This is a genomic window from Campylobacter sp. CNRCH_2015_1657 (genome assembly GCF_025772685.1).
In the GTDB taxonomy this organism is placed as follows: Bacteria; Campylobacterota; Campylobacteria; order Campylobacterales; family Campylobacteraceae; genus Campylobacter_D; species Campylobacter_D lari_D.
Map to the genome: position 1 here is coordinate 38,655 of NZ_JAKMSO010000003.1, position 14,375 is coordinate 53,029.

A 14,375-nucleotide genomic window follows, 5' to 3' on the forward strand; every position below is an offset into this window, starting at 1 on the left:
TTTAAGAGAGCATTTTTTCAATAGGTAAAACTAAAATCGCACTTGCACCTTCTTTTTTCAAAGCTTCCATAGTTTCCCAAAATAAATTTTCTTGACTTACCATATGTAATGCCACTCTAGCTTTATCATTTTCTAAAGGTAAAATTGTAGGTTTTTCAACACCTGGTAACAAGGCTGTGATTTTTTCTAGCTTTTCAATAGGAGCATGCAACATGATGTATTTTGACTCTCTTGCTTGCATAACTCCATGAATTCTAATGAGTAATTTATCGATTAATTCTTGTTTGTGTGAAGCTAAACTTTCTTTTCTTTGGATAATGCAAGCTTTTGACTTATAAATCACCATAACTTCTTTAAGTCCGTTTGCTTTTAAAGTAGCTCCACTTGAAACTAAATCACAAACTCCATCAGCTAAATTTGCACTTGGTGCTACTTCAACTGAGCCTGTTAGCATACAAGTTTTATAAGGAATGCTATTTTCTTCCATAAAACGCTTTAAAAGCTGTGGATAAGAAGTTGCTATGCGTAAATTTTTAAAACTTTCTATACCTTTATACTCACTATTTTCTGGCAATGCTAAAGACAGACGACACCCACCAAAATCAAGCTTTTTAAGCATTATAAAATCTGCATTTTCGTTTTTTGATTTTCTTTCTAACTCATTTTCTTCTAAAACATTTTCCCCAACTATGCCAAGATCTACTACTCCATCAAAAATTAACCCTGGTATATCATCATCTCTTACTCTAAGTAAATCAATAGGTAAATTTGTAGAAAAAGCAATTAAACTTTGATCGTGTATGCGAAGTTTTACGCCTATGGACTCAAGCAAGGCAATAGAATCTTTACTTAAACGACCTGATTTTTGTATAGCTATGCGTAATCTTGAATTTTCTTGCATTTTTTTCCTTTTTTGTAGTTAAAAAGATTAATAGTAGCAAAAAATGGATAAAAATACAAAAAATAGTAAGTAAATAAATAAAAATAAGAAGTTTTTAGCCTTTAAAAGGCTAAAAATTAAGCTACGAATTCGATGAAAGCCATTTCTGCAGCATCGCCACGGCGGATTCTTGTTTTGATAATTCTTGTATAACCGCCATTTCTATCTGCGAATTTAGGTGCAATTTCTGTTACAAGTTTATTTGTAGCTTCTTTATCTTGCAAGCTAGCAAAAACTGCTCTGTGAGCATTGAAATCACCTTTTCTTGCACGAGTGATCAATCTTTCAACATAACCTCTTAATTCTTTTGCTTTAGGTAATGTTGTTTCTATTTTACCTGCTTTAATAATAGCAATGGTAAGGTTTTTTAATAAGGCTGCACGATGAGTAGAAGTGCGACCTAACTTTCTATATCCATGTCTATGTCTCATTGATTATCCTTCATTTTGTGCTTTTAATTCTGTAATTTTTTTCTTTAGCGTTTCTTTTGCACTATCACTGAGTTTTGAATTTCCTATAGGGAAACCTATAGATTCCATTACACTTTTAATCTCATCTAAAGATTTTTTACCAAGATTTTTTAAATCTGCAAGTTCGCTAACACTCATTAAGGCAAGTTCACCAATATAAACTACATTTGCTTTTTCTAAGCAGTTAAAACTTCTTGCACTTAAATTTAACTCAGTTATATTTTGAAGTAATTTTACATGTTCTACTTCATTATTTGGTGTTTGACTTCTTACAACGCTTTGTGCATTAGTGATTTTATCAAACACTGATAATTGTTTATACATTGCTTCTAAAGCATTTTTAAAAGCGTCACTTGGTGAAATTTGACCATCAGTTGTGATTGTAAAAACAACTTTTTCATAATCTGGATTATCTTCAAAAAGCACTTTTTCTATATCATAAACCGCATGTTTTACCGGAGTAAAGAACGCATCAAGTGCTATAAATTCAGGATCTAAGAAATTTTGAATTTCTTCAGAAGGCACATAACCTATACCTTTTTCAATGATTAAAGTAAATTCTAAATCTGCATCTTCATTAATCGTTGCAAGATAGCTATCTGCATTCACAACTTCAACAACTTCATTGTCTAAGTCTTTTCCGCAAATTTCTTTTGGTCCTTTAAAACTAAAAGTTACGATTTCTTTTTCAGAATCTGTTTTTAGTTTAAATCTTAATTTTTTTAGATTGATAATAAACAATGCTACATCTTCAAGCATACCACGCATACTATCAAATTCATGCGCTACGCCTTTGATTTTAACTCCTGTTGGAGCAAAACCTACTGTGCTTGAATAAAGCAAACGACGCAAAGGATGCGCCAAAGTAATAGCATAACCGATTTCAAAAGGCCATGCACTTACTTTTGCTACTGTATCACTGATATTTTCAATACTAAACTCTGTTGGTGTATAAGCAGAAGTTGTAATATGTCTCATATCAAAAACCTTTATTATTTAGAGTACAACTCAACGATATATCTTTCCTCAACTGGAATGATAACTTCTTCTCTTTCAGGTTTTCTTGTAAAAATTCCAAATCTTTTATCTTTTTCTACATCAACCCAAGCAACTATACCAGTTTGAGCAGTAAGTTCGATCGCTCTTGAAATTTGAGGATTGTTTTTGCTTTTTTCAATCACTTCAACTTTTTGGCCTGCTTCTACTCTATAACTAGGAATATCTACTCTTTTACCATTTACTAAAATGTGTCCATGAGTTACAAGTTGTCTAGCAAAACGGCGTGTTGTAGCAAAACCCATTCTATAAACAACATTATCAAGTCTTTGTTCTAAAAGCTGGATCAAAAGCGCACCGGTATTGCCATCTTTTCTAGCAGCTTCACTAAATAATCTTCTAAATTGTTTTTCACTAACACCATACATAAATTTAGCTTTTTGTTTTTCTCTTAATTGAAGTCCATATTCACTAATTTTAGCTTTTCTTTGTCCATGCTGACCTGGTGCGTAAGGGCGTTTATCTAAAGCACTTTTACCTGCTAATCTTCTTTCGCCTTTCATTGCCAAGCTTACGCCAAGTCGTCTTTCTAATTTTTCTACTGGTCCTCTATATCTTGCCATTATAATTCTCCTAAATCTTATATCTTATTCTTAGACACGACGACGTTTTGGTGGTCTACAACCATTATGAGCTAATGGGGTAATATCTTTTAAGAAAGTTACTTTGATACCTTCCATAGCACCTACACTTTTAACTGCTGTTTCACGACCACTTCCTGGCCCTTGTACTTTAATGCCTACTTCTTTAATACCATGTTCTTTTGCTTTATTTAAAGCATCTTCTACTGCTTGTTGTGCCGCATAAGGAGTTGATTTTTTAGAACCTTTAAATCCTAAACCACCTGCACTACTCCATGCAATAGCATTTCCCATTTCATCAGTTACAGTAACCATAGTATTATTAAATGTTGCACTGATATAAACTATACCTTTAGCTATATTTTTTTTAACTATTTTTTTCTTAACAACTTTTCTTTTTGCCATTTTCTATCCTTATGATTTTGCACCAACGGTTTTTCTCTTACCTTTTCTAGTTCTGGCATTTGTTTTTGTTTTTTGACCACGAACCGGTAAGCCTTTTCTATGTCTTAAGCCTCTAAAGCTTCCTAGATCCATTAATGCTTTGATATCCATAGCAACTTGTTTTCTAAGATCACCCTCAACCATATAGTTTTCTTGAATTTCTTTACGGATAGCCGCTGCTTCGTCCTCACTTAACTCATGAACTCTTTTATCATAAGAAATTCCGGTTTTATCTAAGATTTTTCTTGAAGTATGCAAACCTATACCATAAATATAAGTCAAACCATATTCAATTCTTTTTTTCTTTGGTAAATCTACACCTGCAATACGAGCCATAAATTATCCTTGTCTTTGTTTGTGTTTTGGATTTTCGCAAATAATGCGAACTACGCCTTTACGACGAACTACTTTGCATTTGTCACACATCTTTTTAACAGATGGTCTAACTTTCATGCTTTACTCCTGTTATTGTAAATTCCACTTTTTTACAACTGCACCAGGTTTTTAGAGCAACCAACTATTTTCAAAATAAGTGGTGATTTTGAAAATACTTCTTCATACAGTTTTATTGCAATTTCTGCAAAAGTGCTAATTATACTTTACTTTTGCTTTTAAACAACTTAGACTTATTTGTATCTAAATGTAATACGACCCTTATCAAGACTATAAGGCGTTAGCTCTACTTTAACTCTATCGCCAGGCATAATTCTAATATAATGCATACGCATTTTACCTGCAATATGACAAAGTATCACATGTTTATTATCTAATTCAACTTTAAAAGTCGCATTAGGTAAAGCTTCGATTACATTACCATCGATTTCGATAATATCATCTTTTGCCAATATTTCTCTCCTTTCTATAAAATACAAAGCTATTATTTTATCACAATTTTTCTTTTTAAATTTTTAATATTTTTTTACAAACTATAATATTTTTACTATAATTACAAAATTACTACAAAAAGAAAGTATTTATAGATGTCAAAAACTTTAAAAAGAGGTGATTTTAAAACTCTTTCCTTATCTTCTTTGGGTGGAGCTTTAGAATTTTATGATTTTGTTATTTTTGTATTTTTTGCTAATTATATTTCAAGAAATTTTTTTCCTAGTGATTTAAGTGATTTTTGGAAACTTTTAAACACTTATGGGGCTTTCGCAGCAGGATATTTAGCTAGACCAATCGGTGGTATAATTATGGCACATTTTGGAGATAAAATGGGTCGTAAAAAGATGTTTATGCTTAGTATATTACTCATGGTGTTTCCAACTTTCTCTCTAGCTTTTATACCTACTTTTGAAACTATAGGATATTTTGCTCCTATTTTTTTACTACTTGTTAGAATAGCTCAAGGTATAGCTATAGGCGGAGAACTCCCTGGTGCTTGGGTATTTGTAAAAGAACATGCACCCGATGGAAGAGATAGTTTTTATATTAGCGCTATTAATGCTTCTATGGCTTTTGGAATTCTTTTAGGTTGTATTGTTGCCTTAGCGATTAATCATTACTTTGATCAAGAAGCAATTTATGAATATGCTTGGCGTATTCCATTTGCTATAGGTGGATTTTTTGGTATCATTTCTATATATCTTAGAAAATTTTTAGAAGAAACACCTGTTTTTCAAAAAATGCGACAAGAAAATGATTTAGAAAAATTTCCTTTAAAAACACTTTTTAAAGAAAAAAATATTTATTTAGACATCATTGCTTCTATGCTTTTAACTTGGATGCTCACAGCTTGCGTGATAATACTTATTTTACTTATGCCTAATTTTATATCAGAAGTTTTGATTCTTGATAAAACAGATGCGATTTTAATCCAAATGTTTGCAATAGTAATTTTATCTTGTGGAACTTTACTTGCTGGAATTTGGGTTGATAAATTTGGTTTTTTAGCTACCGCTTTAATTTTTACCATAGGATTTAGTTTATCGTGCTTTTTTTATTTTTATTTTTTCTATGCTCAAATTTTGCATTTGAGTATATATTTTTATTTTATAGCGTGTTTTTTTGGTGGTATTAATGCTTTAGCACCTATTTTAATGTGTAAAATTTTTAAGCCAAGTATTCGTTTTAGTGGAATTTCTTTTTCTTATAATATAGCTTATGCAATAGCGGGTGGTTTCACTCCTCAACTTGTATTTGCATTACATTCTTTGGCTATAAAACCTGAAAATCCTTTCGTGTATGGAATTTTTATTTATATTTTGTTTTTATCCCTGATAACACTGATAACTACCATATTTACTTATAAGAGGTTAAGATTTTAATGTTATAATTAAAAAAAATTATTAATTAAAAATTTATAAAATTAAAGGAAAATGATTATGAAAATTTTTATTGTTTTAATACTTTCTTTGTTGCCACTTTTAGCATTTGAAATGATTACACCTATACCAGAAAGCATTCCTTATAATAAAGAAAAAGCTATTTTAGGAAAAAAACTCTATATGGATACAAGTTTATCAAAAGATAAAAAAGTATCTTGCAATAGTTGTCATGATATTGCAAATTTTGGAGTAGATAATAAAACTTTTTCAACAGGTATTAATGGCATAATAGATGAGCCATTCCATACTCCTACAAATTTTAATGCCGTTTTTAGCCTAGCACAATTTTGGAGAGGCAATGCAAAAGATTTACAAGAACAAGCCAAACATCCTTTGTTAAACCCTAAAGAAATGGGGTTAAAAGATGCAGATGAAGTGGTGCAAATAGTAAAAACTAACGCAATTTATGAAAAAGAATTTAAAAGACTTTACGGAGAAGTTACCTTTGATAATATAGCAGATGCTTTAGCTGAATTTCAAAAAACCTTACTTACGCCAAATTCCCCATTTGATCGCTACTTAAAGGGAGATAAAAATGCTATAAGCGAACAAGCAAAAAGAGGCTATAATGCCTTTTTATCAAATGGTTGTATAGCGTGCCATCAAGGACAAAATATAGGTGGAAATATGTATCAAAAAATGGGGGTATTTGTTCCTTATGATAATGGAACAAATTGGAAAGGACGCTATGAGATCACTCAAGATCCTCACGATCAATTTGTAGTAAAAGTGCCAAGTCTTAGAAACATAGCCAAAACTGCTCCTTATTTTCATGATGGTTCTATGCCAACACTTGATGCTTGCGTACAATTTATGGCGTATTATCAGCTTGGTAAATTTTTAGAGCAAGATGTAGTTGATGATATAGTTGCATTTTTAAATTCTTTAACAGGAGAATACCATGATCCACTCAAATAAAAAAACTTTCTCTTTTTTAAAACAATTCATCACTTTATCCATAGTGGTTTTGGTATTGCTTTTAACTTTGACTTTATTTATTTTTAATACTTACAATACCACCAAAAGAAATTCACTTATTATGGATTCTTTTCAAAAATTAGAAATTCTAGATACTAAAATAGATGAAATTTTTAAAAATAAACTAAATCTACAAAACTATGACATTAGCGTCAAACTAGTAAGAGATTTTGAAAATACTTTAGCTATTTTAAAAGCTAATGAAATAGATACTAAAAAGCTAGAAGCAATTTTTCAGAAAAAAAATACACAACTACAACATTTTAAATCAGCCAATTCTATTGCTATAAATTCAAAGCTTTATCTTTATGAAATTCAACAAGAAATCATCAAACAAACAAATCAATTAGCACTCACTACTCAAGAGGCTAAACAAATAGAATATATAGGAAATATTTTAAGCATTATAGGAACTATGGATATATTAGAACCTTTAGCGCAAAATAGATTACAAAATCTTGTCACAAATTTAAACGCAAAAGATTCTCAATTACCACAAGAGTTATTTGAGCTTTTTAATACACATTGTAAGATGATATTAAGTCAAATTAAAATATTAAAAGATAATTCTCAAAGTTTTCTTGATCAAGAACTGCAAAAACAAATTCTAGCACACCAAAATTTAATTGCTAAAAATATCAATCTACAAAATAAATATAATCTTTATACAGCTATAGGAATTTTCCTATTTACCTTAGTTGTATTGATTTTTTTCATACTTTTAACATTAAAAAAAGTAATCATACCTATATCTTTACTTGAAAAACTAAGTGCAAATCTAGCGGGAGAACATGCGAATTTAAGTGCAAGATTAGACATTGATAAAAAAAGTGAATTAGCTACAAGTGCTAGCTATATTAATTCTTTCATACAGATAGTGCAAAATTCAGTTTTAGAAGCCATACAAACTGCAAATTCAAGCCACAAAAGCTCACAAAAACTTTCCCAAAATGCTGAAATTTTACAGCAAAGTTCACTTTTACAGCATGAGCAAATTTCTAATGTCCATGAAATAAGTTCTGTTTTAGAAAGTCATATAGACTTAACTCAAAATCTAGCTAAAAATACTATAAAAGATATGCATGATATGCAAGAAGTTATGGGAGAAGTTGAAAAAACGCTTAAAGAGCTAGTAGAGCTTATATTACTAAGTGGAGAAAAAGAACAAAGTGTTTTAAGTGCTATGGATATACTAGTACAAAGTGCTGATAGTATTGTAGAAGTTACAGCAGCTATTAAAGATATAGCCGATCAAACTAACTTGCTAGCTTTAAATGCAGCTATTGAAGCAGCTCGTGCAGGAGAACATGGTAGAGGCTTTGCTGTTGTTGCTGATGAAGTTAGAAACTTAGCTGATAAAACTACAAAATCTTTAGTCGCTATAGAAACTACTGTAAGAACCATAGTACAACAAATCAATGACAACAAAAGCTTGATGGATGGAATTCATCAATCCATGAGTGATACTTCCAACAAAGCTAATATCTTACAAGGTGAAGTCGGTGCTTCTATAGAAAAATTAAAAACAAGTATCCATTCTACTAAAATTATGGAAGAAAAAAGTGATGAGTCAAAAGCTAAAATGAATGAGTTAGAACAAAATGTAGAAAAAGTGACTGAACTTGCAAATTGTGTTAAAAACTATTCACTCGAGCTAACACAAATTTCACAAGATGTTTTAGAAAATGCTTCTAAACTTTCAGAAAAACTAAAAACATTTGAGTAAGAAAGTTTAAACTTTCTTACTTAGATAAAATATCTGCTTTGCCATTTATAATTGCAACACAATGCTCATAATGAGCAGCATTTAATCCATCTTTGCTTCCTGCTTCCCAATTACCTTTTAAATGTACCGGTGTGCCATCTTTTTGACATACCATAGGCTCTATGCAAAATACCATGCCATTTTTGATTTTAGGTCCACTTTTTGCACTAGCACCTGGTTCTAAATAATTTGGAATTTCAGGCTCACCGTGTGGCTTTTTACCTATACCATGACCACAATAACCTTTCAAAGGTACAAATCCTCTTTTAGCGATAAACTCGCCAAGCTCATATGAAAGCTCTTTAAAACGCATACCTTCTTTGATAATATCTATAGCATAATACAAAGCATCTTTAGCACAAGCAATCAAAGCCTCATCAGTGGCTGAAATTTGACCTATAGGTATAGTCCTTGCTGCATCTCCATAATATCCATCTATGCAAGTACCCACATCAAGCCCTAAAATATCGCCTTCTTTTAAAATACGCTCATCCCCTACGCCATGAATGCAAGCTTGATTAAGCGAGATACAAATACTGCCTGGAAAACCATATAAGCCTTTAAAAGATGGTTTTGCACCATGATCAAGTATAAATTCTTCTGCTTTAATGTCAATTTCTTTTAAACTCATACCCGGAACTATAATGCCTTCTAGATAGTCAAGCGTTCTAGCTACAAGTTCATTTGCCTTGCGTAGTTTTTCTATTTCTGCTGGTTTTTTGATTTCTATCATTTATATTTTCCTTAAAATTTTTAAAAATTTAGCATTTATGCGCTTTTAAAAGCTTTAAGGAAAAACCTTAAGTTTTAAAACTTAAGGTTTTAACATACACTTGTAAGATTAGTAGCTAGGCCACCTAAAGAAGTTTCTTTGTATTTTGAGTTCATGTCTTTGCCGGTTTCATACATAGTTTTTATAACCTCATCAAGACTTACTTTTGGAGTTGATTTTCTACTCATTGCCATTCTAGCAGCTGAAATTGCTTTAATCGCTCCAAAGGCATTTCTTTCTATACAAGGAATTTGCACTAAACCACTTACTGGATCACAAGTTAAACCTAAATGATGCTCCATTGCAATTTCAGCAGCATTACAAGCTATCTTTGCATCAAAACCCATTACAGTAGCCATAGCTCCTGCTGCCATAGAACTTGCACTACCAATTTCAGCTTGACAGCCAGCTTCAGCACCACTTATACTTGCATTTTTCTTATAAAAAGAGCCTATTAACATAGCAGTAAGTAAAAAATTAATGGCTTTTTCATCGTTAAAACCAATAGTATGATTTTTAAGATAAAGCATTACAGCAGGCACAACAGCACATGCACCATTAGTTGGTGCAGTTACCACTCTAGCTCCACTTGCATTTTCCTCTGCAATAGCAATAGCATATAAAGAAATAAAATCAATAATTCCTAAAGGATCACTTGTCATAGCCAAACGCTCATTAAGTCCTTTGGCGCGGCGTTTTAAATGTAAATTCCCTGGAAGAAAATCTGAGCTTGGATGAATACCATTATAATAAACTTCTTGCATTACTTCCCAAATTTCTAAACAATAAGCTCTAATTTCTTCTTTAGTGTGAAATTGAAGCTCATATTCATAAGAGAGTTTTGCTAGATCCCATGAATTTTCTTCGCAAATTCTTAAAGCATCGCTTGCGTTATTAATATCAAGTTCTAATTTAGTATGTTTTTGCTCACAAGCTCCGTCTTTGTGTTTTTGAAGTTCAGCTTCACTCATAACAAAACCACCACCTACTGAATAATAAATTTCTTCAGCAATGATTTCTCCATTTTCATTATAAGCACTTATTTTCAATCCATTTTCATGCAAAGGTAAAAAGTCTTTTTCAAAAATCAAATCTTTATCATAATCAAAATTTAATTCTTTTTGAGCATCTAAAACCAAAATTTTATCTTGCAAAATTTTATTAAACACACGATCTTGCAAAGCAACATTTAATTCTTTTGCTCTTAAGCCACTCAACCCCCATATAATAGCTTTATCACTTAAATGGCCTTTACCAGTAAGCGATAAAGAGCCATAAAGTTTGATTTGAATTTTTGTAATTTGTGTGATTTTATCTTTGATTTTTTCACAAAACATATTCCCTGCTAGCATTGGTCCTAAAGTATGAGAAGATGAAGGACCGACACCAACTTTAAATATACTTAAATTACTACTCATTCATCAGCACCTTAAAAAGTATAAATTACAGTGATGATTGTCAAAATACCTGTGATAAACACAAATGCATCTAAAGCTTTGTTTTGGAATTTTTTCATTTTAGATACAGTGTAAATTGCAATCATAGGCATTAAAAATAAGATTGCGGCAATGATTGGACCACCTAAGCTTTCAATAAAACCTAAAATACTTGGATTTACATAAGCAGTAATTAACATAACAATATACATTACCAAAGTTGAATAAACTGCGATTTTTTTCAAATCCGGATTATCATTACCTGCTAATTTACAACATTTTCTAACTATACCATAAGCACCTTCCCTAGCACCAAAATAATGCCCAAAGAATGAACTAGAAATTGCTAAAAATGCGATTAGTGGACCACCATAAGAAATAAATGGATTATCAAGTTTATTAGCAAAATAAGAAAGTACAGGTATGTTTTGTGCTCTAGCTTCAGCAAGTTCTGCAGGAGTTAAAGAAAGCACGCAAGATACCACAAAAAACATTACAAAAGCAAGTAACATTACAGAAGTTCTAAATAACACTTGATTTGCTTTTTGTACTGAATTTTCAGGATATTGCCTTTTTACACTTAAAGAAAAAGTAGAAATCGCTGGTGAGTGATTAAATGAAAACACTAAAACCGGTAAAGTTAGCCATACTATAGTAATAAATTCTTTTGTTCCAGGAATAGCACTAAAACTTTCAAACGACCATTGCGGGATAAGATATAAAGAAAATAAAAATAAAATAGCACATAAAGGATATACAAGCCACTCACATACTTTAGTAATTAATTCTTCACTAAAAAGCATAATAAGCATAAAAATACTTACTAAAACAAAAGCAAAAAGCGCTCTATAAAAAGGAAGTAAATTAGCTATAGTTTTTCCTTGCTCATTTACACTTGTTTGATACATAGCACTAATTGCGTTTGCGAAAGAACCATTTGGATCTAAAAGTGGTAAGAATTGGTTATAAATAAAACTCTCAAAAGTATTAGTTATACCTACACAATATGCTAAACAAATTGGGAAAATTGCAAAGAAATAAAGCACAGAAATAAAAATACTTACTTTTCTACCAAAATACTCTTCAGCCGCATGAGTAATATCTTTATCATTACCATTTGCTTGACATACAAAACGACTTAAGGCTCTATGGCTTAAATACACCATTGGAAAAATAATCAAAGCCATTACAACAACTGGCCAAAAACCACCAACACCTGCTTTAATAGGTAAAAATAAAATCCCCGCACCAACTGCAGTCCCAAAAAGAGAAAGCATCCAACGCGTATCAAAAGAATTCCACTTAAGATTATCCACATTTTCTCCTTGTAAAAAATAATAAAAAAAGCTTTTACCTAAAAACTTTTTGTATTATTTTACAAATATGCTCTTGAGTAATTTGGCGTGATTTTTTCCCTTTCATTTAAAGCAACTGCGGCTTCATTTGCAAAATTTGGATTTCTTAATAATTTTCTACCATAACAAACTAAATCACACACCTCACCCAAAAGCAAAGCCTCACCTTCGCTAGCACTATTTATAAGACCCACACAAGATATAGGAATTTTAACAACTTCTTTTAAAGCCTTAGCATAAGGAGCTTGATAAAGTGGTGCTATATTTGGCACTAAAGAAGGTTTGTTAATATTTCCTCCTGCTGAAATATCTAACATATCAACGCCTAAATTTTCTAAAATCAAGGCAAGTTTTTTACTATCTTCCAAATTCCAACCACCCTCTTGCCACTCTGTAGCTGAAATTCTTACAAATAAAGTAATATCAACTTCTTTTTTTATACGCTTAATGATATCACACAAAAGACGCGCTCTATTTTCAAAACTACCACCATATTCATCATCTCTTTGATTTGATAAAGGAGATAAAAATGAACTAAGCAAATACCCATGAGCACTATGAAGTTCTATCGCATCATAGCCTGCTTCTTTAGCTCTTTTAGCACTTTGGATAAATTCTTGCTCTATTTGCAAAATTTCATCTTTACTTAAAACATGAAGTTTAGAAAATTTTTCACTAAAAGCGATATTACTTGGGGCTTTTGATATAGCTTGTTTGCATGAATTTTTACGACCACTATGATTTAATTGGATAGCAACTTTAGCACCAAAATGATGACAAAGATCGACAAGCTCCTTATGTCCTCGAATTTGAAAATCTCCCCAAAGGCCTATATCATTATCAGCAATTTTTGCATTTTCATTAATCGCACAAGCTTGAACTATGATAAGCCCAACACCACCCAAAGCTCTAGCTCCATAATGTATCAAGTGAAATTGATTAATCTTACCATCTAAAACTTGTGTTTCATACATATCCATAGGAGGCATTACGATGCGATTTTTTACATAAAAATTTCCAATCTTTAGCTCACTTAAAAGTAAAGACATAATACCCCTTAAAATACTTTTTATATTACTATAATAGAAAAAAATTAATTTTTCTTAAAACATAGAGTATTTTAGACCAATATTATAATTTTTAATAGATTATTATTAAAAAAATAGTTTTTAATTATATTTTTTCATTATTAAAACTACAAAACACAATCTAATCAAATAAGCTTTTCTCAAAACACTTTAACATAAAGCTTTTGCGATGCAAAGGTGAATAACCAAATACTTTAATCTTTTCTATATGAGCTTTTGTACCATAACCTTTGTGTTTATCAAAATCATAATTATTATATATTTTAGAAAAATAACACATTTTTTGATCACGACTTACCTTAGCTAATATACTAGCGGCTGAAACTTCTTGCACTTTCATATCAGCTTTAATCATAGTATTAATACCCAAAACACCATAATTTAAATTTCCATCATATAAAATCTCATCTTGGTTAAAATGTTTTTTTATTATCTTTAAGCCCAGATTTAAACACTGACTAAGTCCTAAAATATCAATTTGCAAAGGTGAAAAAGCAAGGATTAAAAAATTTGAATTAGAAAGAATTTGCTCATATAATTCTTCTCTTTTTTTTGCACTTAATTTTTTAGAATCAGCTAAACCATCAATATTTTTTAAAAGCTTGCAAGCTGCCAAGTGCATATCTCCAGCTAAAGCCCCACGTCCAGCCTCATCTACTCCAACTAAAGCCACTATTTTTCCTTTATAATAGTGTATTTTTCTACTAAATTTTCTAAAGAATAATTTATATTGGCAGGTGAGCTTGAAGGAAGTTCAAAAAATTCTTGCTCAGGATAAAATTTAGCAAAATATTTACTTGCAACTTTACCTAATACACAAATTTTTTCTATATTTGCCTTATCTAAAATAATACTTATATCATTTGCTTTGGCATAAGAAATAGTTTTATCATCTGAATTCTTTATCTTACAACTTGCTATAACATCCCAAAGTGCTATATGATTTACTTTCAAAAAAGCTTTTTGAACTTGTACTGTTTTTAACTCACACTCAAATAATATTTCAAAGATACGCCAAAAACGATTTTTACTATGTTGATAATAAAAATTTTCTTCTCTTGATTTAATAGATGGAAAAGAACCTAGTATTAAAACTTTTGAGTGTTCATCAAAGAAAGGTTCAAAAGGATGAGTTAAAATTTGCATATTAGGCCTTGATA

The 14,375-nt window shown here is 30.8% G+C and carries 17 protein-coding genes and 1 pseudogene; 4 read left to right on the forward strand and 14 right to left on the reverse strand.

Features of this window, described 5'->3' with window-relative positions; translation table 11 throughout:
- Position 1: 1 nt before the first annotated feature.
- The 8 genes from hisG to infA form a co-directional block, all read right to left on the reverse strand.
- Positions 2–901, reverse strand: coding sequence for an ATP phosphoribosyltransferase (gene hisG / locus L8X27_RS03060; protein ID WP_263662687.1), 900 nt, complete (start codon positions 899–901; stop codon positions 2–4).
- Between the two features lie 116 nt (positions 902–1,017).
- On the reverse strand, positions 1,018–1,371 hold the full coding sequence (gene rplQ / locus L8X27_RS03065; protein ID WP_012660847.1) for a 50S ribosomal protein L17: 354 nt from the start codon (positions 1,369–1,371) through the stop codon (positions 1,018–1,020).
- 3 nt (positions 1,372–1,374) lie between these two features.
- Positions 1,375–2,388: a DNA-directed RNA polymerase subunit alpha gene (locus tag L8X27_RS03070; protein WP_039627711.1), complete on the reverse strand. Its 1,014-nt coding sequence runs from the start codon at positions 2,386–2,388 to the stop codon at positions 1,375–1,377.
- 14 nt (positions 2,389–2,402) lie between these two features.
- Entirely contained in the window at positions 2,403–3,029 is a 627-nt protein-coding gene (rpsD, locus tag L8X27_RS03075; protein ID WP_263659172.1) for a 30S ribosomal protein S4, read from the reverse strand.
- A 30-nt stretch (positions 3,030–3,059) separates the two neighbouring features.
- A complete protein-coding gene (gene rpsK / locus L8X27_RS03080) occupies positions 3,060–3,452 on the reverse strand; it encodes a 30S ribosomal protein S11 (protein WP_133319145.1) in 393 nt (130 codons plus the stop codon).
- Between the two features lie 9 nt (positions 3,453–3,461).
- Entirely contained in the window at positions 3,462–3,827 is a 366-nt protein-coding gene (gene rpsM, locus L8X27_RS03085; protein ID WP_012660843.1) for a 30S ribosomal protein S13, read from the reverse strand.
- A 3-nt stretch (positions 3,828–3,830) separates the two neighbouring features.
- Positions 3,831–3,944, reverse strand: a complete 114-nt coding sequence (gene rpmJ, locus L8X27_RS03090; protein ID WP_002781429.1) for a 50S ribosomal protein L36 — start codon at positions 3,942–3,944, stop codon at positions 3,831–3,833.
- A 173-nt stretch (positions 3,945–4,117) separates the two neighbouring features.
- The gene (infA, locus tag L8X27_RS03095) at positions 4,118–4,336 is read right to left on the reverse strand and encodes a translation initiation factor IF-1 (RefSeq protein ID WP_012660842.1); all 219 of its coding nucleotides are present in this window, start codon (positions 4,334–4,336) and stop codon (positions 4,118–4,120) included.
- A gap of 135 nt (positions 4,337–4,471) precedes the next feature.
- Between infA and L8X27_RS03100 the strand changes: the two genes are divergently transcribed.
- From L8X27_RS03100 to L8X27_RS08040, 4 genes and pseudogenes are all read left to right on the forward strand, one after another.
- On the forward strand, positions 4,472–5,761 hold the full coding sequence (locus tag L8X27_RS03100; RefSeq protein WP_263661436.1) for an MFS transporter: 1,290 nt from the start codon (positions 4,472–4,474) through the stop codon (positions 5,759–5,761).
- 54 nt (positions 5,762–5,815) lie between these two features.
- Entirely contained in the window at positions 5,816–6,739 is a 924-nt protein-coding gene (locus tag L8X27_RS03105) for a cytochrome-c peroxidase (RefSeq protein WP_243705637.1), read from the forward strand.
- Positions 6,723–7,397: pseudogene (locus L8X27_RS08035) on the forward strand (DAHL domain-containing protein); the annotation flags it as partial. The gene L8X27_RS03105 and the pseudogene L8X27_RS08035, both read left to right, overlap by 17 nt.
- A 501-nt stretch (positions 7,398–7,898) precedes the next feature.
- On the forward strand, positions 7,899–8,525 hold the full coding sequence (locus L8X27_RS08040) for a methyl-accepting chemotaxis protein (protein ID WP_263665375.1): 627 nt from the start codon (positions 7,899–7,901) through the stop codon (positions 8,523–8,525).
- 16 nt (positions 8,526–8,541) lie between these two features.
- Here L8X27_RS08040 and map read toward each other — a convergent pair whose 3' ends face one another.
- The 6 genes from map to L8X27_RS03140 form a co-directional block, all read right to left on the reverse strand.
- Positions 8,542–9,297 carry a type I methionyl aminopeptidase gene (gene map / locus L8X27_RS03115; protein ID WP_263659176.1) on the reverse strand — a complete coding sequence of 252 codons (756 nt, stop codon included), beginning with the start codon at positions 9,295–9,297 and terminating at the stop codon, positions 8,542–8,544.
- An 89-nt stretch (positions 9,298–9,386) separates the two neighbouring features.
- Positions 9,387–10,754, reverse strand: coding sequence for an L-serine ammonia-lyase (locus L8X27_RS03120; protein ID WP_263664497.1), 1,368 nt, complete (start codon positions 10,752–10,754; stop codon positions 9,387–9,389).
- Positions 10,755–10,765: 11 nt separating this feature from the next.
- A complete protein-coding gene (locus L8X27_RS03125) occupies positions 10,766–12,049 on the reverse strand; it encodes an aromatic amino acid transport family protein (protein ID WP_133319191.1) in 1,284 nt (427 codons plus the stop codon).
- Positions 12,050–12,147: 98 nt separating this feature from the next.
- Positions 12,148–13,176 carry a tRNA-dihydrouridine synthase gene (locus L8X27_RS03130; RefSeq protein WP_220567006.1) on the reverse strand — a complete coding sequence of 343 codons (1,029 nt, stop codon included), beginning with the start codon at positions 13,174–13,176 and terminating at the stop codon, positions 12,148–12,150.
- A gap of 160 nt (positions 13,177–13,336) precedes the next feature.
- Positions 13,337–13,888: a ribonuclease HII gene (locus L8X27_RS03135; RefSeq protein ID WP_220567005.1), complete on the reverse strand. Its 552-nt coding sequence runs from the start codon at positions 13,886–13,888 to the stop codon at positions 13,337–13,339.
- On the reverse strand, positions 13,888–14,361 hold the full coding sequence (locus L8X27_RS03140; RefSeq protein ID WP_220567004.1) for a DNA-deoxyinosine glycosylase: 474 nt from the start codon (positions 14,359–14,361) through the stop codon (positions 13,888–13,890). Before L8X27_RS03140 ends, L8X27_RS03135 begins: the two co-directional genes overlap by 1 nt.
- Positions 14,362–14,375 lie beyond the last annotated feature (14 nt).